Annotated in this window: 32 protein-coding genes, 1 tRNA gene, 1 rRNA gene and 1 riboswitch (1 of these 35 only partly in view); of the genes, 25 read left to right on the forward strand and 9 right to left on the reverse strand. The window is 40.2% G+C overall.

What is annotated here, in order from left to right; genetic code table 11:
* Positions 1-949 precede the first annotated feature (949 nt).
* On the reverse strand, positions 950-1162 hold the full coding sequence (locus UMU13_RS03040) for a hypothetical protein (RefSeq protein WP_328217097.1): 213 nt from the start codon (positions 1160-1162) through the stop codon (positions 950-952).
* Positions 1163-1276: 114 nt separating this feature from the next.
* Here UMU13_RS03040 and UMU13_RS03045 point away from each other — a divergent pair, with 114 nt between their 5' ends.
* Together UMU13_RS03045 and UMU13_RS03050 are read left to right on the forward strand one after the other, a co-directional pair.
* Positions 1277-2149 (forward strand): hypothetical protein, encoded by an 873-nt coding sequence (locus UMU13_RS03045; RefSeq protein ID WP_328217098.1) that lies wholly within the window; start codon positions 1277-1279, stop codon positions 2147-2149.
* Positions 2150-2461: 312 nt separating this feature from the next.
* Positions 2462-2671, forward strand: coding sequence for a helix-turn-helix domain-containing protein (locus UMU13_RS03050; protein ID WP_328217099.1), 210 nt, complete (start codon positions 2462-2464; stop codon positions 2669-2671).
* A 214-nt stretch (positions 2672-2885) separates the two neighbouring features.
* On the opposite strand, the gene UMU13_RS03055 is transcribed toward UMU13_RS03050, so the two are convergent.
* Positions 2886-2969, reverse strand: a tRNA-Leu gene (locus tag UMU13_RS03055).
* A 237-nt stretch (positions 2970-3206) separates the two neighbouring features.
* Here UMU13_RS03055 and rpmH point away from each other — a divergent pair.
* From rpmH to UMU13_RS03095, 8 genes are read left to right on the forward strand one after another with little or no spacing between them, the layout of a single operon-like run.
* On the forward strand, positions 3207-3350 hold the full coding sequence (rpmH, locus tag UMU13_RS03060; protein ID WP_442902127.1) for a 50S ribosomal protein L34: 144 nt from the start codon (positions 3207-3209) through the stop codon (positions 3348-3350).
* Positions 3351-3353: 3 nt separating this feature from the next.
* Positions 3354-3692 (forward strand): ribonuclease P protein component, encoded by a 339-nt coding sequence (gene rnpA / locus UMU13_RS03065; RefSeq protein WP_328217100.1) that lies wholly within the window; start codon positions 3354-3356, stop codon positions 3690-3692.
* Positions 3643-3882, forward strand: coding sequence for a membrane protein insertion efficiency factor YidD (gene yidD / locus UMU13_RS03070; RefSeq protein WP_328217101.1), 240 nt, complete (start codon positions 3643-3645; stop codon positions 3880-3882). Before rnpA ends, yidD begins: the two co-directional genes overlap by 50 nt.
* Positions 3883-3904: 22 nt before the next feature.
* On the forward strand, positions 3905-5455 hold the full coding sequence (gene yidC / locus UMU13_RS03075) for a membrane protein insertase YidC (RefSeq protein ID WP_328217102.1): 1551 nt from the start codon (positions 3905-3907) through the stop codon (positions 5453-5455).
* A gap of 10 nt (positions 5456-5465) precedes the next feature.
* Positions 5466-6122, forward strand: coding sequence for a Jag family protein (locus tag UMU13_RS03080; RefSeq protein WP_328217103.1), 657 nt, complete (start codon positions 5466-5468; stop codon positions 6120-6122).
* Positions 6112-6369, forward strand: coding sequence for a YHS domain-containing protein (locus tag UMU13_RS03085; RefSeq protein WP_328217104.1), 258 nt, complete (start codon positions 6112-6114; stop codon positions 6367-6369). Before UMU13_RS03080 ends, UMU13_RS03085 begins: the two co-directional genes overlap by 11 nt.
* Positions 6370-6372: 3 nt before the next feature.
* Positions 6373-7017 (forward strand): fructose-6-phosphate aldolase, encoded by a 645-nt coding sequence (gene fsa, locus UMU13_RS03090; protein ID WP_328217105.1) that lies wholly within the window; start codon positions 6373-6375, stop codon positions 7015-7017.
* Between the two features lie 3 nt (positions 7018-7020).
* Positions 7021-8079 (forward strand): AI-2E family transporter, encoded by a 1059-nt coding sequence (locus UMU13_RS03095; RefSeq protein ID WP_328217106.1) that lies wholly within the window; start codon positions 7021-7023, stop codon positions 8077-8079.
* Positions 8080-8287: 208 nt separating this feature from the next.
* On the opposite strand, the gene UMU13_RS03100 is transcribed toward UMU13_RS03095, so the two are convergent.
* The 7 genes from UMU13_RS03100 to UMU13_RS03130 form a co-directional block, all read right to left on the reverse strand.
* The gene (locus UMU13_RS03100; protein WP_328217108.1) at positions 8288-10075 is read right to left on the reverse strand and encodes a chloride channel protein; all 1788 of its coding nucleotides are present in this window, start codon (positions 10073-10075) and stop codon (positions 8288-8290) included.
* Positions 10068-10859, reverse strand: coding sequence for an ABC transporter permease (locus tag UMU13_RS03105; RefSeq protein ID WP_328217109.1), 792 nt, complete (start codon positions 10857-10859; stop codon positions 10068-10070). The genes UMU13_RS03100 and UMU13_RS03105 overlap by 8 nt, the downstream gene beginning before the upstream one ends.
* Positions 10860-11549, reverse strand: a complete 690-nt coding sequence (locus tag UMU13_RS03110; RefSeq protein ID WP_328217110.1) for an ABC transporter ATP-binding protein — start codon at positions 11547-11549, stop codon at positions 10860-10862.
* The gene (locus tag UMU13_RS03115) at positions 11546-12259 is read right to left on the reverse strand and encodes a class I SAM-dependent methyltransferase (RefSeq protein ID WP_328217111.1); all 714 of its coding nucleotides are present in this window, start codon (positions 12257-12259) and stop codon (positions 11546-11548) included. The genes UMU13_RS03110 and UMU13_RS03115 overlap by 4 nt, the downstream gene beginning before the upstream one ends.
* 12 nt (positions 12260-12271) lie before the next feature.
* Complete coding sequence (metX, locus tag UMU13_RS03120; RefSeq protein WP_328217112.1) at positions 12272-13384, reverse strand: homoserine O-acetyltransferase MetX; 1113 nt, start codon at positions 13382-13384, stop codon at positions 12272-12274.
* Positions 13385-13452: 68 nt separating this feature from the next.
* Positions 13453-13561: riboswitch (SAM riboswitch) on the reverse strand.
* Positions 13562-13713: 152 nt separating this feature from the next.
* Positions 13714-14193: an NUDIX hydrolase gene (locus UMU13_RS03125; protein ID WP_328217113.1), complete on the reverse strand. Its 480-nt coding sequence runs from the start codon at positions 14191-14193 to the stop codon at positions 13714-13716.
* Positions 14194-14252: 59 nt separating this feature from the next.
* Positions 14253-14600 carry a hypothetical protein gene (locus UMU13_RS03130; RefSeq protein WP_328217114.1) on the reverse strand — a complete coding sequence of 116 codons (348 nt, stop codon included), beginning with the start codon at positions 14598-14600 and terminating at the stop codon, positions 14253-14255.
* A gap of 160 nt (positions 14601-14760) precedes the next feature.
* Between UMU13_RS03130 and UMU13_RS03135 the strand changes: the two genes are divergently transcribed.
* The 15 genes from UMU13_RS03135 to UMU13_RS03205 all read left to right on the forward strand — a co-directional run.
* On the forward strand, positions 14761-14931 hold the full coding sequence (locus UMU13_RS03135) for a 4Fe-4S binding protein (protein WP_013887181.1): 171 nt from the start codon (positions 14761-14763) through the stop codon (positions 14929-14931).
* Positions 14932-15000: 69 nt separating this feature from the next.
* Positions 15001-15660, forward strand: coding sequence for a serine O-acetyltransferase (gene cysE / locus UMU13_RS03140; RefSeq protein ID WP_328217115.1), 660 nt, complete (start codon positions 15001-15003; stop codon positions 15658-15660).
* Positions 15644-16048 carry an RrF2 family transcriptional regulator gene (locus tag UMU13_RS03145; protein ID WP_328217116.1) on the forward strand — a complete coding sequence of 135 codons (405 nt, stop codon included), beginning with the start codon at positions 15644-15646 and terminating at the stop codon, positions 16046-16048. Before cysE ends, UMU13_RS03145 begins: the two co-directional genes overlap by 17 nt.
* A 6-nt stretch (positions 16049-16054) precedes the next feature.
* The gene (locus UMU13_RS03150) at positions 16055-17215 is read left to right on the forward strand and encodes a cysteine desulfurase family protein (protein ID WP_328217117.1); all 1161 of its coding nucleotides are present in this window, start codon (positions 16055-16057) and stop codon (positions 17213-17215) included.
* A gap of 15 nt (positions 17216-17230) precedes the next feature.
* A complete protein-coding gene (locus UMU13_RS03155; RefSeq protein ID WP_328217118.1) occupies positions 17231-17476 on the forward strand; it encodes a hypothetical protein in 246 nt (81 codons plus the stop codon).
* 6 nt (positions 17477-17482) lie between these two features.
* A complete protein-coding gene (locus UMU13_RS03160; protein WP_328217119.1) occupies positions 17483-18166 on the forward strand; it encodes an endonuclease III domain-containing protein in 684 nt (227 codons plus the stop codon).
* Positions 18147-18602, forward strand: a complete 456-nt coding sequence (locus UMU13_RS03165) for an Lrp/AsnC family transcriptional regulator (RefSeq protein WP_328217120.1) — start codon at positions 18147-18149, stop codon at positions 18600-18602. The genes UMU13_RS03160 and UMU13_RS03165 overlap by 20 nt, the downstream gene beginning before the upstream one ends.
* A gap of 8 nt (positions 18603-18610) precedes the next feature.
* The gene (locus UMU13_RS03170) at positions 18611-19384 is read left to right on the forward strand and encodes a glycosyltransferase family 2 protein (protein ID WP_328217121.1); all 774 of its coding nucleotides are present in this window, start codon (positions 18611-18613) and stop codon (positions 19382-19384) included.
* Positions 19385-19506: 122 nt separating this feature from the next.
* A complete protein-coding gene (locus UMU13_RS03175) occupies positions 19507-19956 on the forward strand; it encodes a TIGR00725 family protein (RefSeq protein WP_328217122.1) in 450 nt (149 codons plus the stop codon).
* A complete protein-coding gene (locus UMU13_RS03180; protein ID WP_328217123.1) occupies positions 19953-20885 on the forward strand; it encodes a sigma-70 family RNA polymerase sigma factor in 933 nt (310 codons plus the stop codon). Before UMU13_RS03175 ends, UMU13_RS03180 begins: the two co-directional genes overlap by 4 nt.
* Positions 20882-22075 carry a M24 family metallopeptidase gene (locus UMU13_RS03185; protein WP_328217125.1) on the forward strand — a complete coding sequence of 398 codons (1194 nt, stop codon included), beginning with the start codon at positions 20882-20884 and terminating at the stop codon, positions 22073-22075. Before UMU13_RS03180 ends, UMU13_RS03185 begins: the two co-directional genes overlap by 4 nt.
* A 16-nt stretch (positions 22076-22091) precedes the next feature.
* The gene (locus UMU13_RS03190; RefSeq protein WP_328217126.1) at positions 22092-22634 is read left to right on the forward strand and encodes a flavodoxin family protein; all 543 of its coding nucleotides are present in this window, start codon (positions 22092-22094) and stop codon (positions 22632-22634) included.
* An 8-nt stretch (positions 22635-22642) separates the two neighbouring features.
* Entirely contained in the window at positions 22643-23623 is a 981-nt protein-coding gene (gene mtnA / locus UMU13_RS03195) for an S-methyl-5-thioribose-1-phosphate isomerase (RefSeq protein WP_328217128.1), read from the forward strand.
* 2 nt (positions 23624-23625) lie between these two features.
* A complete protein-coding gene (locus UMU13_RS03200; RefSeq protein WP_328217129.1) occupies positions 23626-24600 on the forward strand; it encodes a class II fructose-bisphosphate aldolase in 975 nt (324 codons plus the stop codon).
* Positions 24601-24937: 337 nt separating this feature from the next.
* Positions 24938-26195 (forward strand): 16S ribosomal RNA (locus UMU13_RS03205); it runs 295 nt beyond the window's last position.

Below are 26195 nucleotides of genomic sequence, written 5' to 3' on the forward strand. Positions count from 1 at the left end.
ATAATCCCCGCTCTGGGTCCTCGCGTTCACCATACAAGGTAAACCGTTCGGACTTTGCCTCGTTAGATGTATCTGTCAAAATGCAAGTCTGGTCGTCTCTGCCATATTCCTGATGGCGGTAGAATCTGGAAAACCCGCATTACTCATATATTTTAAAAATATGTTTTCATTCGGATATATGACTTCACAGACACTCTGGCCTTACCACTCTTGCACTTCTTACACGGTTGCACCCACGCCGTTACGCGTTTCGGGTGCTTTAGCCTGCAGCCATGATACAGGGCCTTTATCGGGTTGAGCTATTTATCATCATAAGTTACCAAATGATGACTCCCCCGCCGTGATTGCGTTATAATGTTTCCACTATCCCGCAATATGGATTTTCACCACTTCAGATACAACGTGCCTGATGAACTGTTGGCTTCAACAGACAATTTCCGAGTCGCCCAAATTCGGTATATACATTGGGTAGAAGCAGCCCTTCGGCCACAGCCCCCGTTGCCACAACGCAAGCATGTCTCCATGCACGTCGCGACGCCCTCTTTGCCTATATTCTGATTGGCAGTCAGAAGTGACGGCAAAGAACCAAGTTCCTGGAATAATTCATTCCATAACTTGGCTGTTCCGATTAATTGGGATTAATTGGCAAGATATATGTCAACATGCTTAAAGCATGATTAAAAAGGAAAATAATATTGAAATGATGTTAGATGTTTTTCTGTACTATGAGTATACAGAAAACAAATGAATTATCCGTTATTCAAGAAATGATGAAATAACGCATTCAGATGACCTGAAAAGTCATCTCTCTCCAAATTCCTTATAAGGGTTCGTCTCCAGAATGATATTTTTGAAATTTTCCCGCAGGATAGAATATACATTTAACTTAAGAACTTAATATAGTTTGTCAAGTGAAAAAAATCGATCTTTACCAAAGCCTTATGAAATCTTATTTTTTCTTATCTATAATATTGATTTGCCTGGGTATGTCCCATTTCATTAATCTACAAAGTTTAATATAATTTTTAAGAGTTATATTAGCATCACCTTTAAGAAGACGGGATGCAAGATCATGGTTTAAATGCTTTGATAGGGTGTAAGTTGTAAATTTATCTTTTATTTCTTTTACGGCATCATCGCTGAGTCTGACTATAAAATCCATATTTATTTTTAACTCAGTTTTTTTGGTAACACAATATTTATTCTTGACTATTCCGGAAAATTGGAATATAACATTGCATATAATCCGATTTTACGGAATATTTTGGAGGTGAATATGCCAAATAAAGGAAAAGAAATGTTTTATTTTATTGATCAACATGAAAGACGAACAAGTAAGGACGGCATTGAATTTTTAGAAGTATATTTATCCAATTATTATGAAAAAAGAAAAGTATACTTATGGGAATCGATAGATGAGTTCGAAGAAAAAGCTAAAGAGCAGGATATTATTCTCTGCAATATTCAGTTAAAAAAGGAAAAAAATAAAATATACCATATTGTTGATTATGAATTTAGAGAATTTCTTGTCATAAGTCTTGATCATTTATACGGTTTACGGGATTATGATCTTGGAAACTGTCTGTTGGAGATGCTGTATCATGATATTACTGATGAATTTCTGCTGGATATTTTAAGAGTTACATTTAAAGACAGAAAGGTTCTTGAAAAATTTTTCCAGTGTCCTGCAAGTCTTTATAATCACCATAACTACCCAATGGGCCTTGTGGAACACACTGTGAAGGCGATGAGGTTAGCTGAAGATGACTTAATCTTTAGAAGAAATTGGGATTTGTGTGAAATGGATAATGAAATAATTCTTATGTCAATTTTTTTTCATGATTTGGGGAAGGTAGTAAATTATAAGGTTGGTAAAAAAAGTTACAATTATAATATGAGTCAGTACTATTTGCACCATGCAGATCTTAGTTATTATTATTTACTTAAAAAAGGGTTGGGTGTTAGAAAAAATTCCGGAGATAGACAAAAGCTGTATAAAATGGCATCGTGTATACTCTATCATCATAAGGACAGTCGGCAAGGTTATAGAAAAGATATTCATAATTTAATCCAGAGATACGATATTGAAAGCATGAGACTGAACAATGTACATTTAGTTCCGACTGATTTTTATGAAAATTATGCTTGATTTTTTATATTTATGGCACAAATTATTCTTGTTCAACCCTTCCAAGGGATAAAAGCAAACAATACAAGTTTGTCTATTCGGAGATTCAGATCGGAAACGCCGGTCTGAAAATTAAAATGTATTTTTCGATACATTCAAATATTCTTTAAAACCAATCATTAAATAATTTTATATTCCTTCGCTGTTTATAGCAGCGTCGAATCAGAGAGAATTGTGTGCAGATTTTGCTGGTCGGTGCGTAATCTGCGCGCAGAAAAAAATCGATGCGGGTGATGACCCCATCATATTTATTAAGTATGAGAGGGGTCATCAATGAAGACCATCGAAAGTTTGAAAGACATGGAAAAACTGCTTAGCCTGGAAGAAGCTGCAAAATTATTTGGTGTATCCGTAAGCACTCTTTATAAGAAAACCGGGCCGAAATCTCCGAAAAACGAGAAATTGAAAACTTATAAAATCTTCGGCAAAGTTTACATTCATGAAGACGACTTGGTAGATTACATCAACAAAAGAGCTTCGTAAATCAAGAACTGTCTATTCTTGCTCATATCCGGTCAGATAAAGCCGGATGTGAGCATGGAAAGTTTTTTAAATTTTTATGAACTGTAAAAGAGGAAATGTTACTTTATGGAAAAATGGCACAAGAAAAGAAAGGTGGCACAAAGGTGGCACAACTTGACCAAATTGTAGATTTTGTGTTTTTGCTGAAACTGGGTAAGTTGTTGGTAAGAAAGAGTGCCGGAGGCGAGAATCGAACTCGCACGGGTTTGATCCCACCGGATTTTGAGTCCGGCGCGTCTACCAATTCCACCACTCCGGCATAGCAGATAGTAACCGAGTGTATACAGATTTTTGTTCAGGATGTCAACTATTAACAGCAAAAAACGGGCGCAGATTCTTTCCGCTTTTTTGCCGTTTAGCCGGACGTTATTTAACAATATTTCTTTTTGATTGAAAAGCTTATAAAAATTGTGTTAAATTTATCCTCATTATGTTGACAAACAAGAAGGGCGTGGCTATAATCGCACTCTTTAAAAATCGAGAAGCGGAGGAATAGATGTCTCAGATTCGTACAATGAAAAAACCGACGAACATTAAGAAGAAGCGTAAACAGGGCTTTCGCGCCCGCATGAAAACCCGCGGCGGTAAGCAGATATTGAACAGAAGAAGGGCAAGGGGACGCAAACGTCTGGCAATTTGATGAATGGATGAGCGATTACCCAAAAATGAGAGGCTGCGGAAAGCTTCGGAGTTTAAATTTGTTTTTCAGAATGGAGCCAAATACAAAGGGAAATATTTGTTAATGTTTTCTGTTTCCGGCGGTACAGGGAAATTCGGTGCAGTTGTCAGCAAAAAAGTGAGTAAAAAAGCAGTGGTTCGTAACAAGATTAAGCGCCGTTTAAGGGAAATTTATCGTACAAAAAAAGATGTGTTGCCCGAAGGTACTGACATTGTGATAGTTGCTTTGGCCGGAGCAGTAAGGGTGAATTATAATGAACTTGAAAAAGATTTTCATAACGTCTGTAAAAAAGCTTTTGCTTAAATCAATATCGTTATATCAATTATTATTATCCCCTTTTTTAGGAAGGAATTGCAGATTTTACCCCACCTGTTCGGCTTATGCTAAAGAAGCAATTGTTAAAAAGGGCATATTTAAAGGCGTAATCTTATCCCTGTGGAGAATCCTGAGATGCCACCCATACAGCAAAGGCGGATTTGATCCTGTTAAATGATTAACCTGGAGGAAGGAGTTTTATGGATAAAAGAACAGTATTAGCAATTGGTCTCAGTATTCTGGTACTGCTGATATTTCAGTATTTTTACGCACCTACACCCGTTATACAGACGGATAACCAGACGCAAACACAAGCAGCCGGCAAAGAACCAGCCGGTAAACCGTCAGCTGAACAGACATCCGAAAGTGTTGATGTTAAGAAGCTGGGCAGTACAAAAGAGGAAGAGAAGACTCAGGTAAAAACATTCAATGTTAAGACGAACAATCTAAAAATTACTTTCAATTCGGAAACCGGCAATATTTATACCGCAACGGTTCTTCAGTATAAGGACAAAGAGTTTCCCGATTTAATTTTTAAATCAGAAAACGGGGATTATTTGAATGTACTGAGTGCACCTGTTTCCGGCTATAAGCATACTGTAAAAGAATTTAACAACAGATATGAAGTGCAGTTTGTTGGTGAAACAAAAGATATTGTAATCAATAAAACCTATATTATAAAAAAAGACAGCTATTTCTTTGATTTGAAGGTTAACATTTCCAATATCAGCGATCAGACGATTCAGACATCACTGGGTGTGGTTATAGGCCCCGGTCTCGGCAAGGGATTTGAAGATTCCAAATATATGTTTAGCGGCCCTATTATTTTTAACGGTAAGCAGGTTACAAAAGAAGATCCTGAGGATGTTGAAGAAGCGATTAATGTGGATAATCCTTCATGGCTTGGTTACACTTCGAAGTATTTTCTCTTTTCCGCCATGAACGGAGGTCTTACAAAAGCTGCCATCGAATCCAAAGGGGATTCTAAGGCGGTTGTCAAAGGGTCGAAAGAAGTGATTGTAAATCCTCTGGATAAGAGTGTTACAACGTTCCCTATTTTTGTAGGTCCTAAAGAATATGATTTGCTCAGCTCCTATAAATTTGAGCTTGAAGAGAGTATCGAATTCGGGATTTTTTCTTTTATTTCAATACCCATGTTGCAGATTCTGAACTTCACATACGATTATGTGGGTAATTACGGCCTTGCGATTATTTTTCTGACATTTGTTATAAAAATAATAACTTACCCTTTAACCCAGAAAAGTATGACATCAATGAAGAAGATGCAGGTTCTCCAGCCTGAAATGACGAAAATCAGGGAGAAGTTTAAGGGTGAGCCTCAGAAGATGAATGCTGCCATGATGGAACTTTATAAGAAGCATGGTGCCAATCCGATGGGCGGCTGTCTGCCGATGGTAATACAGATACCCATTTTTATTGCCCTTTACAAAACTCTTCTTGTGTCCATCGAATTGAAAGGTTCACCTTTTATTTTCTGGATTACCGATCTTTCACAGAAGGATCCTTATTTCATCACACCGATTTTGATGGGGCTTTCTATGTTTCTGCAGCAAAGAATGACTCCCACAGGCGGAGATCCTACGCAGCAGAAGATTTTTATGTTCCTGCCACTTGTATTTACATTTATATTCCTTAACTTCCCGGCGGGACTTGTTATTTACTGGTTGACCAATAATGTGCTTACTATAATTCAGCAGTATTTTATTAACAGAAAAGTTAGTGCTAAATGACGAGGTGATTATGAAGTATTATGAGATAGAAGCTCCCTCAGTTGAGGATGCAATAAACAAATTTATAATGGAGCATGATGTTCCTAAAAAATATATTGAATATGATGTTTTGGAAGAAGGCAACAAAGGATTTCTGGGATTCGGGAAAAAGAATTACCAGGTGAAAATATATTTTAATGACAAGGAATATTACAAAAGACAGGCTAAACTCGTTCTTTCTGAAATCCTTGAAAAGAGTGGTTTTGATGATTACCGAATAGAGGTAATAGATAACCACTCGGAATATATTCTTAACATTTTTTCCGAAGATTCAAATCTGATTATAGGTAAAATGGCTCAGACTTTGAATGCCCTGCAATACCTGTTGGACAAAATGCTCGGTATCGGTGATGACAGCGATTTGCAGATAATTGTTGATGTGGAAAATTACAGAAGCAGGGTTGTTAAGCATTTGAAAGAAAAAGCCTTAAATTTGGCAGAGCGTGTCAAGAAAACCGGCAAGACGGAAAAGATGGCTTCATTAGTTACAATAATCAGGAAAGAAATTCATCTTGCACTTAAGGAAACCAAGGGTGTCAGAACGGAAAGCTACGGAAGCGGTAATATCAAGACGATATTTATAGTGCCTGACAAACCGAGGAGAAAAAGAAAAAATAATGCTGTTTAAACTGATAATCTTAGGCGCTGCTGCTTATTTCGGTTTCTCTTTTTTCAGAAAAAACAAGGAGAAACTGTTTGGCCGGAGCAAAAAAGAAGACGATGATTCCCCTGTTGAATTGGTGAAAGATCCGGTTTGTAATACTTTTGTGGAAATGGACACACCTTTTAAGGTAAAATATTATGACAGGGTTTACTATTTTTGCTCTCAGGGATGCAGAGATTCCTTTATCGAGCAAATGAGAACACGGAGGTAAGATATGAAGATATTTTTAGATACCGCTAACCTGGAACAGATTAAAGAAATGGCGGAATTGGGCCTTGTTGATGGAGTTACCACTAATCCTTCCCTAATTGCAAAGGAAGGTGTGGATTTTATCGATAGAATCAAAGAGATATGTGAGGTAGTTAAGGGGCCCATAAGTGCAGAAGTTTTGAGTACAGAAGCTGAAGAAATGGTTCAGGAAGGCATTGACCTTTCCAAGATAAACAAAGACATTGTAGTAAAAATCCCTTGCACGGAGGAAGGGCTGAAAGCCACAAAAAGTCTTAAAGAGAAAGGGATTCCGGTAAACATGACTCTGGTTTTTTCTCCAAACCAGGCACTGCTGGCCTGCAAAGCAGGGGCAAGATATATAAGTCCTTTTGTTGGAAGGCTTGATGATATCGGTCACGACGGAATGGAAATTACCGCTAAATGCATGGATCTTATATGTGAGTACGGCTTTGAAACGGAAGTGATTGCTGCCAGTATCAGAAATACGTTTCATGTTGAGAGAGCCGTTTCTCTCGGAATTGATATTGCAACCATTCCTCATAAGGTGATGAAGCAACTTGTTAAACATCCTCTTACGGATATAGGTATTGAAAAGTTTATGGCCGATTGGGAAAGTGCCAAGAAATAAATAATGAAGCTCGTTAATATACAGCTCGATCTGAAAAATGTCCTTATCATCCTCGGTTCGCTTCTTCTTATATTTCTGATTTTTAAAATTCAGGGGATATTGGCGCCTTTTACCATATCTTTTTTTATTGCTTATCTGCTTGATCCGCTTGTTGATAAAATGGAGCAGTACCGGATAGGCAGAAGTTTTGCAATTCTGCTGATCTTCCTGCTTGTTGGCGGTATTATATCCGTGCTTTTAATATTTTTATTGCCTGTGATATACAGGGAGATTGCTTTTCTCATTGATAAACTGCCTCACTATTTCGGTCAGCTTGTGGAGCTGATACAGAAATACACACATTCTGACGGACTGGAACTAACCTATCAGGAAGCGGTTAATTTTTTAAAGGGTAAAGCCGGCAAAATTTCCTCGATGTTTTTTCAAACATTTGCATCGGTATACTCATCAGTTTCCGGCTTTGTAGGGCAGTTTGTTTCCTATTCTCTTGTGCCGATTTTGATATTTTACTTTTTACGCGATTTTGACAGACTCATGGCAAAAGGACTGGATTTGGCCGAGCAGAAGTTTTCTTTTGATATTAAACCCCATGCAAAAGAATTTAATTCTATTTTGAGCAGATATTTCAGGGGGCAGCTGGCGGTAAGTCTTATTCTGGCAGTACTTTACACTACAGCGCTGTTGATTTCAGGCATTAAGGGTGCTGTCGGTATAGGTGTGATTTCCGGCATTTTAAGTATTGTTCCTTATCTGGGTTTTATTATAGGTTTTGTTACCTCGCTTATTGCAGCTTATTTCCAGTATTTTGATCTGTGGCACCCTTTGTATGTGGTTATAGGCTTTACGATAGTGCAATTTCTGGAAAGTAATTTTATTACACCCAAACTCGTGGGCGGTTCACTGGGACTCCATCCTACAGCGGTGATTTTTTCTCTCATATTGGGCGGTTATCTGCTGGGGATTGCAGGGATGATTATTTCGCTGCCGGTTGCTGCATTTATCAAGGTCGTTCTTATGAATTATTTCTACTCACCGGGAGATGCCGTAAGGCGTGATGAGTGATTCGTGATGGATTATGGGTTATGGGTTATGGGTGATAGGATTAGGGTAAAGGCAGAGGCAAAGGTTGAGAGATTTGAAGTTGACCTTGTAAAAAATTCTGTGTAAATGCCATTTATACACTCAACCACTCAACTACTCAACTACTCAACTACTAAACCAATACACCAGTGCACCAATAAACCACTCAACCAGCACACTGCTTTTGTTGTCAAAAATCCGTGGCTACTTTTATATCCTTTTGCTTCATCATTTCCCTGTTATAAACATAAACAATATCCCGTCTGGTAAGGATACCGATAAGTTTCTTTTCCTCAAGATTGTTTACAACAGGAAGAAGCTCGATGTTTTTAAAGCCGATAATTTCAATTGCATCCGCAAGAGAGTATTCTTCCATCACCGGAATCACATCTTTGTCACAGATTTCTCCAGCCACCACTATGTCCTCCAAACCTTCTTCGAATATGAATTCACGTATCTCATCAAAGCGCATGATTCCAACTAAAGTATAATCTTCTTTTACCACGGGGAAATTGTTATGTTTTACAGTGGGGATAAAGTTCAGAATATCGGTGAACTTCAAATCTTCCCTGATGACAATGGGGTCTTTTCTCATGATTTCTTTCACTTTTATCGTTTGCAGCACCTGCAGGAAAAATTCCCCTTTGTGTATGGGCGAATCGCTTCGGGAGTTGACCTGTTTTACATAGATTGTATGTTTTCTCAACAGGAGAAATGAGAGTGTACTCACCCACATAGCAGGCACAAGCAGATGATAGTTTCCGGTCATCTCACTAACCATGATAATCGTGGATAACGGTGTGCTTGCAATTCCTGAAAAGAACCCGGCCATACCCACTATAACATAAGCTCCGGGCTCTGTAACAATTTGGGGCATTACCTCTGCAAGAAAAAGTCCTGAGAATCCGCCAACCGAAGCGCCTATTACCATTGAGGGGCCGAAAATCCCTGCGCTACCACCGCTGCCTATACTGAAAGATGTTGTAAGAATTTTGGCCACAATAAGTATCAGCAGAAAAGATATACTGAGCTGGGTGTGCATTCCCAGCTCGATTTGTTCGTAACCCCCACCGAGAGCCTGAGGGATGAAAAAACCTATAGCACCGGTCACCAGTCCGCCCAGCATAGGCTTGAAATAATTAGAGATGTTCAGTTTCTTAAAAGTCGCGTGTATGCCGTAAAATGTTTTGATATACAGATATCCGAAGCCTGCACAAAGAAATCCCAGTAATGTATAACTGATTAATTCAAGTGGATTGGTAAAGCGGAAATCGGGTGTTTCAAACAAAGGTTCCCATCCAAACATACTGCAGAAAACCGAATATGCAATAATTGATGTTATTGTGGAGGGGAGAAGGACTTCATATTCCAAATCGGAGCTGGAATACATAACCTCAGCAGCAAATATAGCTCCGGCTAATGGAGATCTGAAAATTGCACCAATACCGGCACCCATCCCGGCTGCAGCCAAAATACGCTTTTCCCTGTCTGTAAGATGCAGAATCCTACCCAGAAAAGAGCCGAATCCGGCTCCTATTTGAGCGATAGGCCCCTCCCGGCCGCCTGAGCCGCCTGTGCCTATTGTCAGAGCACTTGCTATTGTTTTTATGATGGGAACATGCCATCTGATATAACCGTTTTTGTGATGTATTGCTTCGATGGCGGCATCAGTACCATGCCCTTCAGCTTCAGGAGCAAATTTAAAAACCAGAAAACCGCTTAAAAGTCCGCCGAAAGCCGGAACAAAGAAAAAGAGCCATCGTTTCAGTTCGCTGGTGGTATGACCGAACAGAGAAGGCTCTCCCGCAGTTTCAGGAAGCCGCATTCCTATAACATAATCGATAAAAAAGTATCCAAGCCCCTGAAGAAGAACGAAAAAGACAATGGCACCAAGCCCTGCCACTATACCCACAAGGGTTCCCAAAATGAACCATCTGCCTATTACAGGAAGATTGATTTTGGCAAGAAAATTATTCAAAAAGTTCTCCTTTCAGTCTGTCTTCAGAATCAAATACAGATTTATATGCAAAAAACAATGAAAAAAGTGAAGCAAAGGTTACACTGGCTGTTATTATAATCATTATTGCTATCTGATATTTTACTGCCACAACGGGATCTGTGCCGGACAAAATCTGACCTGTCATCATTCCGGGCAGGAAAACCAGCCCCACACCGCTCATATTGGTAATTATCGGCAGGCAGGCGGAGCGGATAGAATTTGAAAAAAACGATTTAACCGATTCAAATTTTGTACCGCCTAAAACCAGGATTGTTTCAACATATTTAGGGTTGTTTTTTATAGAGTCAAAGAACCTGTCCAGTGCCAGCGCACACGCATTCATTGAGTTACCGAGGGCCATGCCGGCAATAGGAATGAAATATCTTGCATCATACCAGGGATCCGGCTGAACGATTACATATAGAAAGAATGATGTAATAACGGCTCCGTTTAAAAAAACTGTAATAAAAATTTTCGGGAAAAACCCGGGAATAGCCAGCTTTGATTTCTTCAATATTGTATGACCGGCAAAAGAAGCCATAAATATAAAAACAATTAGTATGAGCCAGAAACTGTTAATATTAAAAATATATACGAGAATAAAGCCGGCAATTGTAAGCTGCAGGGTCATTCTCAGAAGGGCAGTCAGCAGTTCTTTGAAAAGATTAAGTTTTAAATAATGATAAACCAGTAAGACAAAACCTGCCATTGCGTAAAGAATCAAAAGGGAGCTTACAGATATATCCAGTATCGATTTCTCCACTTACTGCTCCATCAGCTTTTTTATCTCTGCATTACTGATTTCTTCGAAAGTTTTTTTAATTTCACCGTCAGCCATATATATCTTTTTATCCGCCCGTTGTATAAATTCCGGTGAATGGGTTACTATTATTATACCCATATTTTTTTTCAATTCATCGGCCAATGCCAGCACTTTGCTTTCATTTCCTATATCCAGCGCTGAGGTGGGCTCATCCATAAGGAGAAAAAGCGGATTCATCAGGACTGCTCTGACAATGGCAATTCTCTGTTTTTCCCCTCCGGAGAGTTTTTTCGTTTCTTTTTTCAGATATGAGTTGTCAAGTGCCAGCTTTTCAAACAAACTTATAGTTTCGTTTTTGTCAATAGTTAGTTCGGAATTATATTTCAGCTTTGAGAGCATATCCAAGTTATCACTGACTGTTCCGTTAAATAATACGGCTTCCTGGTGCAGGTATTGAACTTTTTTCCTTAAAATCTGAGGTTTTATTTCGCTGATGTTTTCATTGTTTAAATAAATTTCGCCGTTATAGGCAGTCAGTCCGCACAGAGCTTTTAAAAGAGTTGATTTACCAGCTCCGCTTTTTCCGAAAATGGCATAAGTTTTGCCGGATTCAAAAATGTATGATAAATTTTGAAGAATAAATTTATGCTGGTATTCAACCCCCAGCTTCTCAATCTTTAATGTATTCATAACTTCCTTAAAATTATTACCGCTTTTTTATCCGTATATGATAATATATTTTCACCGGCCACCTCAAGTGATAATTCCTGCTTTATATTCTCAGGGAGAGCCAGGAAGGATTGGGATATCTTTTCAAGGCGTTTCCGGGAAGGATTGAGCCGTTTGGCCCATTCATCAAAATTATGTTTCTTGTACAATAATTGCAGAAACTCAATTCTGAAGTAATCGGATGTCATATTCACTATTTCTTTGAATGTATACGACCTGAAATGCGACGGATCCCTTACAAATTCGATTGTATTCAAATAAGCATCTTCAATATCCACAAGGCTGTCTATTAATACCAAAAATCCCTTATTTTTGAGAACTCTGGAACTTTCTTTAAAAAAACTTTCAGCTTCCCTGAAATGGTGCAGGGCTATTCTGCAGGAAACAAGGTCGAATGTTTGAGTTTTAAAGGGGAGTTTTTCTGCGCAATTTTGCACAGCGGAGGGGGATGGCCAGTCGGATAATGCTTCTTTGAGCATGTTAAAGCTTAAGTCGGAAACAACATACTGTTTCGCATTGAATATTCTGGCACAATGCCCCGCTGCAGTTGCAACATCAAGAGTTTTAGCAAATTTTTTATTTTCAAAGAGGCGGTTAAGTATTTCGAGTTCTGTACCCGTCTTATGATCAGTGCTGATTTTATAATTGAATGCTGAATCGTCAAAGCTCATTTATTTACCAATTTATAAATTCCGGAGAAAGTTTCTTATTAAGTCAGACTGGGCATCAAATTCCAGCAAAAAAGCATCATGTCCGTAATCGGATTCTATATTCTCCCATGTTACATCCCTTTTCAAAGTGCTCAGTATGTCAACAATTTCCTCTGTCTGGTAGTTGGGGAAAAGGAAATCGGATGTAAATGTAATAAACAGCGTTTTGCACCTTATCTTACCTACAGCCTCTTCAAAAGAACCGTAACCGTAGGAGATGTCAAAGATATCCATTGATTTGATAATGTAGAGAAAACTGTTTGCATCGAAGTTTCTGGCAAATTTGTAGCCGTTGTACCTTAAATAGTTTTCCACTTCAAAATATCCGAAAAAGTCGTATATACCTTCGAGTGAGGCATATTTACGACCGAATTTTTTGTGGAATGAAGCATCCGACAGAAATGTTATATGTCCTGCCATTCTGGCTATTGCCAGACCGTCAACAGGCGGCGTTTTGCCGTAATAATTACCGTTATTCCAGTTGGGGTCTTTCATAATCGACATACGTGCCACAGTATTGAAAGCTACTGCCATCGGCGTGATTCTTCCAGCTGTGGCTATGGGGATTACCGATTCCACCATCTCCGGAAAGGTTATCGCCCACTCTAACGCCTGCATGCCACCCATTGAACCGCCGATAACGGTTTTCAGCTTTTCAATACCAAGGTACTTGATGAGCCTTTTTTGCAATTTTACCATATCTTTAACGGTAAATACGGGAAATTTAAGACCGTAAGGCTCCTTTGTGGCAGGATCAATTGAGGCCGGGCCTGTGGTACCGAAACATGAGCCCAGAAAATTGGGACTGATTATGAAGTATTTATCTGTATCCAGCGGTTTGCCGGGACCTATCATATTGTCCCACCACCCGGGCTTCTGGTCATCCGGATGGTTGTATCCTGCGGCATGATGATCACCTGTCAGCGCATGGCAAACAAGGATGGCGTTTGATTTATCCTCATTCAGAGAACCGTATGTTTCATAGGCCACTGTAATTGGATTTAAAACCCGTCCGCTTTCGAAGAAGAATTCATCTTTGAATGTTACATATTGTGTTTTTACAAGGCCTACAGAATTGTTTTCCATCGTATCCCCCTGTTTTTATGTAAAACTCCCAAAGTAAGGGTTAAGAGGCCTTGCTTTTCAAGCGAGGTCTCTTATCTGCCCCGTTAAGGGCGGGAAGTAGCACCTGGCATCTGCCCGGCGGCAGACCGGTTGCTGTGGCTTCTCAGGGCCCGTTCCCTCAGCCACTCTTGATAAGAGGTATAGAAAGATAACGTTTTAGAATATGAATGTCAACTGATTAACGGAATTTTGGGACTTTATCAATTAGTTGAGGGGGAGTTAGTGAGTGAGATGGTGAGGTGGAGAGGTGGTGAGATGGGGAAATAGGGAAGTCGGAAAATGTTTTGATTTTAAACGGAATTTAGCAGATGAAGACTGTATGCCGCCAGAACAATACTGTGGGTAATTTTACCTGCTTTTACCATCTCATTAAACTTCGATTGCCGGTATTCTTCAACCTCAATATCTTCAAACATATCCAGATTCATGTTCCCATCATATCTGCAGCCGGTTGCGCTGTATGCAAAACATCTGTTGCTCATAAATGCCGGGTTTGGGTTTATTATGCCAAGATAATTAAGTTTTTCCGGAATCAGTCCCGTTTCTTCTTCCAGCTCTCTAACGGCAGCAGTTTTAGGTTCTTCCCCGGCTGAGACGGCTCCGCCGGGGAATTCCAAAGTAACACTTGTTGTCCCAACTCTGAACTGTTTTACAAGCACAAATTTTTTTTCGATGGTTTCGGGAATTACAACCACCCAGTCGCTGGTGTTAACAACTGTAAAAGGCATCTCACGGTTGATTTTACTGAAACTGTACGTTTTATGCTCCACTGAAAGAACGTGATCTTGATATCGTAATTTCGAATGGAGAGATTTCCAGAATCTGTGCATCAGATAATTAAGCCGCTGTTTCCTCCGGAACCGGATCCACCCTGAAAGTCTTTGAGGTTGTCCATATTCTGGCTTATCCGTATATTGCTCTTGGCTTCCAGATACTTGTTTCTTAATTCTTCCGGCACAGAGGAGTACTCATAGATTATATCTTTTTCAGAAATTTCACCGCCTATCTCTTCTTCAAACGGAAAACCGAAAGGCAGCACAGCAACCTGCATGCTGTTGCCGGATGGAATTGCCTGAATAAGGGCAATGTTTTTGATTTTTCCTGATTCTTCCTCCTGCTCTCCCATTACGGAATCGCCTGTTACAAGTTTAACAAATCTGATATTTTCGTATGCCATTTAAACCTCCATTATATTCATGTTTGACAAGGGTAAAACATATATAATTTATTGAAAAATGCAACATGCTTTTTTAATAAATGTGTATGTTATTATTTTTTTGTTGACAATATGAAGGACTGCTTATATCTATTACCATAGATTCAAGCGGAGGTGCAACATGGCATATTTTATCACAGACGAATGCACAAACTGTGCAGCATGTGAGGACGAGTGCCCTGTTGGTGCAATTAGTGAGGGGGATGGCATAAGAGTGATCGACCCCGATACTTGTACCGACTGCGGTGCTTGTGCAGAGGTTTGCCCGGTAGATTGTATCGAGGCTCCTTAAGATCAAAATACAGAAGGGCTTGAAAAAGCCCTTCTTTTTTAAACATATATACTACCACAGGAGTAGGGATTGGCTTTTTTTAAAACTATCAGAGAAGACATTAAAGCGGTATTTGACAGAGATCCGGCAGCAAAGAGTATGGCGGAGGTATTGCTTTGCTATCCGGGATTGCATGCTATACTTTTTCACCGTTTCGCCCATTGGCTGTGGAAAAAGAAGCTGTATCTATTGGGAAGATTTGTTTCTCATATAGGTCGTTTTCTTACCGGTATAGAGATTCATCCGGGAGCAAAAATCGGCAAACGTTTTTTTATAGACCATGGTATGGGAGTTGTTATCGGCGAAACAGCCGAAGTTGGCGATGACGTAACCCTGTATCACGGAGTTACTCTGGGAGGAGTAAGTTTAAATAAAGGTAAAAGGCACCCCACAGTCGGTAATAATGTTATTATAGGAGCTGGTGCTAAAATACTGGGTCCCTTTACTGTGGGTAAAAACTCCAAAGTGGGTTCCAATTCGGTTGTTGTTAAGGAAGTACCGCCCAACTCAACTGTTGTGGGTATCCCCGGAAGGGTTGTTACTGATGAAAAGATTTCAGTTGACTTTGACCACGATAAATTACCCGATCCAGTGGCAAAAGCTGTCACTTGTCTTGTGGACAGGGTAGTTGAAATAGAAAAAGAAGTTGAAAGAATAAAAAAGGATAGAGACCATGAGGATAACAACTAAAAGCAGGTATGCCATAAGGGCTGTTTACGCTCTGGCACTTTTGGGCGGAGAGTCTGAGGCAATACCCCTCAAAAAAATTTCCGATTACGAAGATATTTCCCTGAAGTATCTGGAGCAGATTTTTTCTCAATTGAAAAAAAACAATATTGTGGAATCCATAAGAGGGATTACAGGCGGTTATATTTTATCCCGCTCCCCTGCTGATATCACGATAAAAGAGATTGTATATGCCATGGACGGGCCTGTAAAACCTGTTGATTGTGTGGAAACCGATGGCTGCGTCAAGTCTGATATTTGCTCCATAAATTGGTTTTGGCAGGGGCTGAAAGAAAATGTTGACGGTTATTTTGAAAATATTACTTTGAAAAATCTGATAGACAAAGGGTGATGATAAATGAGTATATATCTGGACAACAGTGCAACTTCTTCTGTGGATGAGAGGGTTTTTGAAGTAATGCTGCCATATTTGAAAGAAAAATATGCAAATCCTTCCAGTATCCATAATGACGGCAGGCAAATACGTGATGAACTTGAAAAAGCCAGGGGAACAGTTGCTTCTTTGCTTGGAGCTGACACCTCTGAAATAATTTTTACAGGAAGCGGTTCCGAGTCCGACAATATGGCTATCAAAGGGCTCGCCTACGGAATGAAAAATAAAGGCAGGCATCTTATCACATCCAATATAGAACATAAGGCTGTATTAGAGACATTTAAATATCTGGAAAAGGAAGGTTTTGACGTTACTTATCTTAAAGTCAATAATGACGGAATTGTAGACATTGAAGATTTTAAAAAATCGATAAGGGAAGATACAATACTTGTCAGCATAATGCTGGCCAATAATGAAATTGGTACAATTCAGCCTGTGGAAGAAATGGCGGAAATATGCAGAGATAATGATGTTTATATCCATACGGATGCAGTCCAGGCTTTGGGTAAAATGCCGGTGGATGTCACAGATCTGGGTGTTCACATGCTGACGTTTTCCGGGCATAAAATTTATGCTCCCAAGGGGATAGGAGTACTTTATGTGGATGAAAGTCTTAAAGATTTTATAGTACCGCTTGTGCACGGCGGACATCACGAATACGGGCTCAGGGCAGGAACTGAAAATGTCCCTTATATCATAGGAATAGCAAAAGCCTGTGAAATTATAAAAGATCAGCTGCAAGAGGATTCGGAAAAAATTGGGTATTTAAGAGACCTTTTTGAAAAAAGAGTATTGGAGGAAATCCCGGATACTTATGTGAACGGAGCCAGAGATAAACGGATTTGCAGTATTTCCAATATTACTTTTAAGTATATAGAGGGCGAAGCACTCATGGTTTACGCTTCCGAAATCGATTGTTCGACAGGTTCAGCCTGTACTTCGGACAGCGTTGATGCTTCACATGTACTTTATGCTATAAATGCTGATCCGGTAGATATGCACGGTGCTCTGAGATTCAGTTTCGGCAGGTTTAATAATGAAGAGGAAGTGAACAGGGCAGTTGATATTTTAAAGGAAAATGTTAAAAAACTGCGTCAAATGTCACCACTGATGTCTAACGAATAATCCATCGGGGGGATTGTGGGCAAAACGGAACTGAAAGAACTGGAAGAATTGTGTCATAAACTGGGAATAAAAATCAGATACGAAAAAACCAATGCCAGAGGCGGCTTATGCCGTGTAAACGGTGAAAATATAATTATTATTGATAAAAAGTCTTCTGACTACTACAAACAAACAGTTATCGGTAAAGCTGTTAAATCTTTTGATTTAAGCAATATTCATATAAAACCCAAAATCCGTGAATTAATTGAGGACATTGTATAGACAATAATGAAAACGACTAAAATTCATGAATTTTATTCCCTTCTGGAAGATTATTACTTTTCTCAAAAGCCCCCTTCTGTAACACAAATTTCAGACAGATGTAAAAGGGATCCCTTCAGAGTTTTGATAAGTACAATTATATCTCTGCGAACAAAGGATTCTGTAACACTTAAAGCCTCAGAGAGTCTGTTTGAACTTTCATCCGAACCTGAAAAAATGATGAACCTTGCTGAGGAAGAAATCATTAATGCCATTTATCCGGCCGGTTTTTACAGAAGAAAAGCTGTTACAATAAAAGCTGTTTGTAAGGATATAGTTGAAAGGTTTGATGGAAAAGTTCCCGCTGATCTGGATGAACTGCTGAGTCTTAAAGGTGTGGGCAGAAAAACTGCTAATCTTGTGTTGGTAGAAGGATTTGGCATGGATGCCGTGTGTGTCGATACCCATGTGCACCGTATATGCAACAGAGCCGGTTTTGTTAAAACCAAAACACCCGATGAGACAGAAATGCGTTTAAGGGAAATCCTTCCTGTAAAATATTGGAAAAAGTGGAATGAAATGCTTGTATCATATGGTCAGAATGTCTGCAAGCCCAGAGGCCCCCTCTGTTCATCTTGCAAATTGTTTCATTTATGTGATAAAGTTGGAGTAAAAATAAAAGGAGACAGCCATGAAACACCAGATAGATGATGTGGATGTACAAATTCTTAATATGCTTATCGATAACGGGCGTATGTCTTATGCGGATATTGCAAAGAAAGTAGGGATGAAATCTCCTTCTGTTATTGAAAGGATAAAGAGACTTGAGTCCGAAGGTATTCTCAAAGGATACACAGCGGAGATAAGCTATAAAAAGCTCGGCTATGATATCGTTGCTTTTATCGGCGTTTCTGTTGATAATGCCCAGCATATAGCCGATTTTGAAGAAAACATGCAGCATTTCCATGATGATATAGTTGAGTGTCATCACGTCACAGGTGATTTTACAATGCTTTTGAAGGTTGTCACAAAAAATACATCCACACTCTCCGAGCTAATAAAAAAGATACGAAATATTCCCGGGGTACAGAAAACGAACACAATTCTTGTGTTTTCATCATTGCTCAATAAAAAACGTACCGTATAGTTTTCTATATGGCAGTTTCAGTTGTAATCCCTGTTTATAACAGAGCCTCATCTATTAAGGACGCTGTTGAAAGTGTTTTTCTGCAAAAGTATCCGGATATTGAAATAATCGTTGTTGATGACGGCTCCGATGAAAAAGTGAACAAAAATCTAAGACCGTATATGTCAAGGATTAAATATATAAGAGCGGAAAATAACCGTGGAGTCAGTGCCGCAAGAAATCTTGGTATAGACAGAGCAAGCGGCGATTACATTGCGTTTCTGGATTCGGATGATTTGTGGCTGCCAGGGAAACTTGAAGAGCAGATTAAACTTATGGAAAAGGAAAAAACCAAAGTCTGCCATACGGATGAATTTTGGTATAAAAAAGATAGGTTTGTAAATCAGGGCACCCGTCATGAAAAATACGGCGGATGGATTTTTCCACTCATTCTGGATATATGCAGGATATCACCTTCTTCAATAATTATGCACAAAACTGTTGTTGAAAAATTGGGTAAATTTGATGAAAATCTTCCTGTATGTGAAGATTATGATTTTTGGCTAAGAGTAGCGTCAAGGTTTGAGATTTCCTATCTTCCCGTCAAGTTTGTTGTGAAAAGAGCGTATCTGAATGATCAGCTCAGTTTGAACGTACCTTATTTGGAATACTACAGGCTTTTGTCTCTTATCAAGTTTGTCAAAAAGAATTGCCGGCTTTCTAATCCCTATCTGAAAGCGGCATATTCGGAAATTGGGCGTAAATACAATATTGTCAAAAAAGGTATTGATAAATATCAGTGAGCTTTAAACAGCAGTTTTCTGTGGAAAATGTATTTTACTGTTTCGTAACAAAATAAAAAATAAATATTCTAATTGAACTTTACTGTTGATATTTCGCCTGCTTTGAGTTTATTATAAAAGCTGTGAAAACTATTAGTGTCATTGGACAAGCACGTTGCGATTTTGATTTGGCCGATGTGGCTGAAAAAGCCGGAGAGATTATCGGAAACTTCGGTTTTGTCCTTGTTACCGGCGGATTATCGGGAGTAATGGAATTTGCCAGTAAAGGTGCAAAAAAAGCGGGTGGCACAACGGTGGGGATTTTGCCGGGATATGATAGGAATGAAGCAAATAAATATGTAGACATAGCTGTTCCAACCGGCTTAAATCATGCCAGGAATGTTGTTGTGGTTTCCAGCGGAGACTTTATTGTTTCTATAGGGGGCGGTTCCGGTACAATGAGTGAAATTTCAATAGCGTTCAAATTAGGAAAAGATATTATCAGTTATCATTCGCCAATTGAGCATCAGCTTAATTTTTCCGGAGTAGAAGCTTTCTTTTCTCATTTAAAGGGAACTCTGGAGCACATATGAGTGAAGATTTTTACGATGAGGTTATAAACGAAAAGGATAAGGAAGAAATTCAGGAAGAGGCTGAGGAGAAAAAAAGTTCCAAAGAGCTTCCCGGCTTTGAGATGGAAGTATTCAGAATCTATTTGAACGAAGTTTCCAAATACCCGGTTTTATCGAGGGCTGAAGAGAAAAGAACGGCTGAAGCAGCCCAGAATGGTGACGAAACAGCAAAAGAATTTATGATCAAGTGTAATCTGCGTCTTGTCATATCTATTGCAAAAAAATACATTAACCGCGGAATGAGTCTCACAGATCTTGTTGAAGAAGGCAATATCGGTCTTATCAAAGCTGTGGAAAAATTTGACCACACAAAAGGTTTTAAATTCAGCACCTATGCCACATGGTGGATCAGACAGGCAATGGAGCGCTCACTTATTAATCAGTGCCGAATGGTCAGAATCCCTGTGCATATGACCGAAAACATTAACAAGGTTCTTAAAACCCAGTCCGAACTGCAGAGAAAACTCAGCAGAGAGCCAACCACTCTTGAATTGTCCACAGCTTGTAAAATGCCCCTTTCAACCCTTAAAAAAGTTTATGATGCCATGAAGCAGGATACCTCCCTTGATTCGCCGATAGGAGAAGATGAGAACGGTTCATTGCATGAGCTTATAAGCGATGACGAACAGTCTGTTGACCCATATGTTATCATTGAGAATATGAGTAAGAAGTCACTGATTATGAGATGGCTGGATTGTCTTAATGAAACGGAGAAGCATATTATTATCAAAAGATACGGTCTTGACGAAAGTGAACCGGAAACACTCGAAACAATAGGAAACTCTCTCGGGATCACCAGAGAAAGGGTGAGACAGATAGAAAAGAGGGTGCTTGGCAAGTTAAAAAACCTTATATCTACTAAAAATATAGATGTAGAGGAAATATTATGAGTTGTTCTAATGTACCCTATTCTGAGCTGGAAAACAGGCTGATCAGATTTAGAAGCAATATGGATAGACTCAATCCGGATTGGCAAATATGTGCGGTATTTAGTAAGATTAATCAGTTTTATTTTACAGGTACCATGCAGAATGGTGTATTGATAATTCCGAGAGATTCGGAAGCTGTTTTTTTTGTCAGAAAAAGCTATCACAGGGCATTGGATGAATCGGAGTTTCCTCATATTGTGCCTTTTAAAAGTTTTCGTGAAGTTGCCTCCAAAATCAATACTGATAAAAACGTTGTGTATGTGGAGAAAGAATCACTCCCTATAGCGCATTTTGAAAGGTTTAATAAGCATTTGGGATTCAGAGATACGGCTTCACTGGATGTCGCCCTCTACAAAACAAGGGTTCTCAAGAGCGATTTTGAAGTGGATTTGATAAAGAAAGCCGGTAAAATCCATTACAATGCAATGGAGAAAAAAGCCCCTGCTCTTTTGTCTGAAGGTATATCTGAAGCTGAATTTGGTTCTGATTTGATCAGAGAAATGATCAGGCTCGGTCATCATGGTGTTACAAGATTGGGCACCTACAATGCAGAACTCTATCTGGGTAATATTTCTTTTGGTGACAGCGGTAATTATTATAACTCTTTTGACGGTCCCGCAGGTCTGAGAGGCTTTTCTCCGGCTGTTCCGCTATTGGGCAGTTTTGAGAAGAAGCTGCAGAAAAACAGTGTGGCCCTGGCTGATACGGGGTGCTGCTATTGCGGATATTATACTGATAAAACCACCATATACTCATTGGGTAAAATACCGGATAAAGCCTATGATTATCATAAAAAATGTGTGGAAATTCAGGACAAAACAGCCGAACTGTTAAAGCCGGGGGAAACCGTTGGTTCTGTATATGAAAAGATTACGAAAATGATAGATGGTGATTTTGATGAAGATTTCATGGGTTTTGGTCCGAATAAGGTCAAGTTTCTGGGGCACGGTATTGGGCTTGTGATTGATGAGTATCCTGCCATTGCAAAAGGGTTTAATGAAGAAATACGTGAAAATATGGTTTTTGCTATTGAGCCTAAAAAAGGCATTAAAGATTTCGGCATGGTCGGAATAGAAAATACGTTCCTTATCACCGATAAAGGCGGTCTTTCTCTGACAGGCGATAAGGATGAAATAATAAAGGTTGATTAGCGGCGGAAGGGTGTAGATGATGAAAAGTGTTTTAATAAATGCAAGCCCCAGAACGGATGGCAATTCATCTTTTGTGATAGATTCTTTAAAGGAAGCTTTTCCGGGCGACGTTAAAACAATTAGGATAAATGAACTGAACTTTGCCGGCTGCCAGGGATGTAAAAAATGCAGGCAGCTGGATGATTTTTGTGTTTTGAATGATGACATGAATGATTTTTACACCGACATGGCAGATGCCGATATCATTACGGTGGTTTCACCCAATTACTACGGTTTCATAACGGGCCAGCTGAAGCTGTTTATGGACAGATGGTATTGTATGAAGGATAAAAGAGGCATCTCCAGATTTAAAGAGAATGCCAAAGTGTTTTTTGTGTTGACCCAAGGCTCCCCTGACAGAAATCACGGAGAAAATGCAAACAAATGGATGAAACGTGTTTCTGAAGCCTTCGGTATGAAGTATTTCAGCTATATTATCCCAGGCTGCAATGCTGATACGAGAGACATGGTAAAAATGAAAATTTCCGACATAAAAATGCACCTGAAAATGATTCAGTAGGGCATTCCATGATAAGACCGATAATATATGATAATAATATTTTAAAACTGCTCGATCAGCGAAAGCTCCCCTCTGAGCAAATTTATTGTGAATGCTCGGATTTAGATAGCATTGTCGAGGCTATCATATCTATGAAAGTACGCGGGGCACCTGCTATCGGTGTCGCTGCTGCGTTCGGTTTTTATTTCGGAATAAAGGACGGCTTGAGTGCTGATAAGGTTTACAGTAAGCTGTTTGATACCAGGCCCACCGCAGTGAATCTTAAATGGGGTCTTGACAGGATGAAAGAATCTTTTGAGAAATATGGAGAAAATTATCTTGAAAAAACGGCAATAGAAATTTTTGATGAAGATGTTAAAACTAATAAAAAATTAAGCTCCCATGGGGCATCGCTTTTTAAAGACGGGGAAAATGTATTGACTCACTGCAATGCCGGTGCTCTTGCTACAGCAGGTTATGGTACTGCACTAGGGGTTATAAGGAGTGTTTTTTATAAAACGAAAAATATTCATGTATATGTGGATGAAACACGTCCTTTTTTTCAGGGAAGCAGGCTTACATCTTTTGAGTTGCACGAGGAAGGTATTGAGCATACAGTGATTTGTGATAATATGGCGGGCTTTCTTATGAACAGAGGGATGGTTGACAAAGTGATTGTGGGAGCCGACCGTATTGCTTGCAACGGTGATGCCGCAAACAAAATAGGGACATACCAGCTTGCTGTCTTATCTGATTATCACAATATCCCTTTTTATATTGCTGCACCGGTTTCCTCCATTGATTTTTCCTTAAAAAGAGGAGAGGAAATACCCATTGAGTACAGAGACGTAAATGAAGTGGCTTATTGCGGGGAGAGCAGAATTGTTCCTGAGGGCATTAATATTTTGAATCCTGCTTTTGATGTTACTCCGCATAATCTGATTACGGCTTTTATTACTGAAAAAGGTGTTTTTCAGTCTGAAGATATAAAAAATATTCAGAGGAGGTAGTTATGGGTGTCAGCTACAGAGAACTCGGTCTTGTCAATACCAGAGGGATGTTCGCCAAAGCTTTCAAAGGCGGATACGCTGTTCCTGCGTATAATTTTAATAATCTGGAACAGCTTCAGGCTATTATCCAGGCATGTGTTGAAACGAATTCGCCTGTTATTCTGCAGGTTTCGAAAGGTGCAAGGGAGTATGCAAATGCCACGATGTTAAGATATATGGCGATGGGAGCCACTGAACTTGCCAAAGAGCTTGGCGGTGATATTCCCATTGCTTTACATCTTGACCACGGCGGTGATTTTGACATTTGTAAGTCCTGCGTGGACAACGGTTTTTCATCTGTCATGATAGACGGTTCTCATCTGAGTTTTGAAGAAAATGTTGAGCTCACCAAGCGTGTTGTGGATTATGCTCATCAGTACGAAGTTACTGTTGAAGGGGAATTAGGTGTTTTGGCCGGCATTGAGGACGATGTTTCTGCTGAAAAATCCCACTACACTAACCCTGAAGAGGTGGAAGATTTCGTTAATCGCACAGGTGTGGATTCTTTGGCAATTTCCATTGGTACTTCCCACGGCGCGTACAAGTTTAAGGTAGCCCCGGGTGAATCGGTTCCCCCTTTGAGATTTGATATCCTGGAAGAAGTGGAAAACCGGCTTCCCGGATTTCCCATTGTATTGCACGGTGCCTCCTCTGTAATGCAGGAATATGTTGATATTATTAATAAGTATGGCGGTAATCTCGAGGGCACTGCAGGCGTACCCGAAGACCAGTTGAGAAAAGCGGCAAAAAGTGCAGTGTGCAAAGTGAATATTGACAGCGATGGTCGATTGGCCTTTACGGCAAAGGTCAGGGAATTTTTATATAATAACCCTGAAGTGTTTGATCCGAGAAAATATCTAAAGCCGGCAAGAAATGCACTGATTGATATGTACAAACATAAAAATATAAATGTTCTTGGCAGTGCGGAAAAGGCTTGAGAAAGCAGCAATAAAGGATTGAAAAAAAAGTAAAAAGGAATATTTTATATTTTCCAAAGCTTTTTCCTAAAAAGTATTTGACAAAGGTGTATAGATATACTATAAGTTTCATCCGCTGCAAGGGAGCTTGAAACAGAGAGCGGGATGTAAAGGATCCAGCAAAGCTATCTGAAATAGATTAATCGCGAGTAGGATATGTTGCGTTTTTGTTGTGTGTGTTTTTTTGCAGTAATTGAGAGAGCAAAGAATATTTGATATAGCAGTTAAGATGTTTGATAACAGAATAGGTCGGTCTGTGATGAGATAGATAGACAGCTAAGTAAGCTGGACAGGATTTTGGATGGAGAGTTTGATCCTGGCTCAGAACGAACGCTGGCGGCGTGCTTAACACATGCAAGTCAGGGGGAATCCTCCCTTCGGGGAGGTAGTACACCGGCGCACGGGTGAGTAACGCGTGAGTGACCTACCCATTAGACCTGGATAACCCGGCGAAAGTTGGGCTAAGACAGGATGTGTTAATACACTTCATGGTGTATTGATAAAGGCAGGTTTCGGCTTGTGCTAATGGATGGGCTCGCGTCTGATTAGCTAGTTGGTAAGGTAAAGGCTTACCAAGGCTTCAATCAGTAGGCGGCCTGAGAGGGTGGTCGCCCACACTGGAACTGAGACACGGTCCAGACTCCTACGGGAGGCAGCAGTGGGGAATTTTGCGCAATGGGCGAGAGCCTGACGCAGCGACGCCGCGTGGACGAGGAAGGCCTTCGGGTCGTAAAGTCCTTTTTTACGGGAAGAAAGGTAATACAAGTAACTGTGTATTATTTGACGGTACCGTAAGAATAAGCCCCGGCTAACTCCGTGCCAGCAGCCGCGGTAATACGGAGGGGGCGAGCGTTGTTCGGAATTACTGGGCGTAAAGCGTACGTAGGCGGCGTGGTAAGTCGGAGGTTAAAGGCTACGGCTCAACCGTAGTAGGGCCTTTGATACTATCATGCTAGAGTGTCGGAGGGGGTAGCGGAATTCCCTGTGTAGCGGTGAAATGCGTAGATATAGGGAAGAACACCAGTAGCGAAGGCGGCTACCTGGCCGATCACTGACGCTGAGGTACGAGAGCGTGGGTAGCAAACAGGATTAGATACCCTGGTAGTCCACGCTGTAAACGATGGACGCTAGGTGTTGGAGGAACCGACCCCTTCAGTGCCGAAGCCAACGCGTTAAGCGTCCCGCCTGGGGAGTACGACCGCAAGGTTAAAACTCAAAGGAATTGACGGGGGCCCGCACAAGCGGTGGAGCACGTGGTTTAATTCGATGCTAACCGAAGAACCTTACCTGGTCTTGACATCCTCCGGAGGGACTAGAGATAGTTCTGTGCCCGCCTTTGGCGGGAGCGGAGAGACAGGTGCTGCATGGCTGTCGTCAGCTCGTGCCGTGAGGTGTTGGGTTAAGTCCCGCAACGAGCGCAACCCCTATTCATAGTTGCCATCGGTAAGGCCGGGCACTCTATGGATACTGCCCGTGATAAACGGGAGGAAGGTGGGGACGACGTCAAGTCATCATGGCCTTTATGACCAGGGCTACACACGTGCTACAATGGTACG

This window comes from Flexistipes sp. (assembly GCF_036172515.1).
Lineage (GTDB): Bacteria > Chrysiogenota > Deferribacteres > Deferribacterales > Flexistipitaceae > Flexistipes.

What these genes read in the sequence shown, in the direction of transcription:
- UMU13_RS03040 (WP_328217097.1), bottom strand. Translation starts at nt 1,162, where the DNA reads ATGGATTTTATAGTCAGACTCAGCGATGATGCCGTAAAAGAAATAAAA.
- UMU13_RS03045 (WP_328217098.1), top strand. Translation starts at nt 1,277, where the DNA reads ATGCCAAATAAAGGAAAAGAAATGTTTTATTTTATTGATCAACATGAA.
- UMU13_RS03050 (WP_328217099.1), top strand. Translation starts at nt 2,462, where the DNA reads ATGAAGACCATCGAAAGTTTGAAAGACATGGAAAAACTGCTTAGCCTG.
- rpmH (WP_442902127.1), top strand. Translation starts at nt 3,207, where the DNA reads ATGTCTCAGATTCGTACAATGAAAAAACCGACGAACATTAAGAAGAAG.
- rnpA (WP_328217100.1), top strand. Translation starts at nt 3,354, where the DNA reads ATGGATGAGCGATTACCCAAAAATGAGAGGCTGCGGAAAGCTTCGGAG.
- yidD (WP_328217101.1), top strand. Translation starts at nt 3,643, where the DNA reads ATGAACTTGAAAAAGATTTTCATAACGTCTGTAAAAAAGCTTTTGCTT.
- yidC (WP_328217102.1), top strand. Translation starts at nt 3,905, where the DNA reads ATGGATAAAAGAACAGTATTAGCAATTGGTCTCAGTATTCTGGTACTG.
- UMU13_RS03080 (WP_328217103.1), top strand. Translation starts at nt 5,466, where the DNA reads ATGAAGTATTATGAGATAGAAGCTCCCTCAGTTGAGGATGCAATAAAC.
- UMU13_RS03085 (WP_328217104.1), top strand. Translation starts at nt 6,112, where the DNA reads ATGCTGTTTAAACTGATAATCTTAGGCGCTGCTGCTTATTTCGGTTTC.
- fsa (WP_328217105.1), top strand. Translation starts at nt 6,373, where the DNA reads ATGAAGATATTTTTAGATACCGCTAACCTGGAACAGATTAAAGAAATG.
- UMU13_RS03095 (WP_328217106.1), top strand. Translation starts at nt 7,021, where the DNA reads ATGAAGCTCGTTAATATACAGCTCGATCTGAAAAATGTCCTTATCATC.
- UMU13_RS03110 (WP_328217110.1), bottom strand. Translation starts at nt 11,549, where the DNA reads ATGAATACATTAAAGATTGAGAAGCTGGGGGTTGAATACCAGCATAAA.
- UMU13_RS03115 (WP_328217111.1), bottom strand. Translation starts at nt 12,259, where the DNA reads ATGAGCTTTGACGATTCAGCATTCAATTATAAAATCAGCACTGATCAT.
- metX (WP_328217112.1), bottom strand. Translation starts at nt 13,384, where the DNA reads ATGGAAAACAATTCTGTAGGCCTTGTAAAAACACAATATGTAACATTC.
- UMU13_RS03130 (WP_328217114.1), bottom strand. Translation starts at nt 14,600, where the DNA reads ATGGCATACGAAAATATCAGATTTGTTAAACTTGTAACAGGCGATTCC.
- UMU13_RS03135 (WP_013887181.1), top strand. Translation starts at nt 14,761, where the DNA reads ATGGCATATTTTATCACAGACGAATGCACAAACTGTGCAGCATGTGAG.
- UMU13_RS03145 (WP_328217116.1), top strand. Translation starts at nt 15,644, where the DNA reads ATGAGGATAACAACTAAAAGCAGGTATGCCATAAGGGCTGTTTACGCT.
- UMU13_RS03150 (WP_328217117.1), top strand. Translation starts at nt 16,055, where the DNA reads ATGAGTATATATCTGGACAACAGTGCAACTTCTTCTGTGGATGAGAGG.
- UMU13_RS03160 (WP_328217119.1), top strand. Translation starts at nt 17,483, where the DNA reads ATGAAAACGACTAAAATTCATGAATTTTATTCCCTTCTGGAAGATTAT.
- UMU13_RS03165 (WP_328217120.1), top strand. Translation starts at nt 18,147, where the DNA reads ATGAAACACCAGATAGATGATGTGGATGTACAAATTCTTAATATGCTT.
- UMU13_RS03170 (WP_328217121.1), top strand. Translation starts at nt 18,611, where the DNA reads ATGGCAGTTTCAGTTGTAATCCCTGTTTATAACAGAGCCTCATCTATT.
- UMU13_RS03180 (WP_328217123.1), top strand. Translation starts at nt 19,953, where the DNA reads ATGAGTGAAGATTTTTACGATGAGGTTATAAACGAAAAGGATAAGGAA.
- UMU13_RS03185 (WP_328217125.1), top strand. Translation starts at nt 20,882, where the DNA reads ATGAGTTGTTCTAATGTACCCTATTCTGAGCTGGAAAACAGGCTGATC.
- UMU13_RS03190 (WP_328217126.1), top strand. Translation starts at nt 22,092, where the DNA reads ATGATGAAAAGTGTTTTAATAAATGCAAGCCCCAGAACGGATGGCAAT.
- mtnA (WP_328217128.1), top strand. Translation starts at nt 22,643, where the DNA reads ATGATAAGACCGATAATATATGATAATAATATTTTAAAACTGCTCGAT.
- UMU13_RS03200 (WP_328217129.1), top strand. Translation starts at nt 23,626, where the DNA reads ATGGGTGTCAGCTACAGAGAACTCGGTCTTGTCAATACCAGAGGGATG.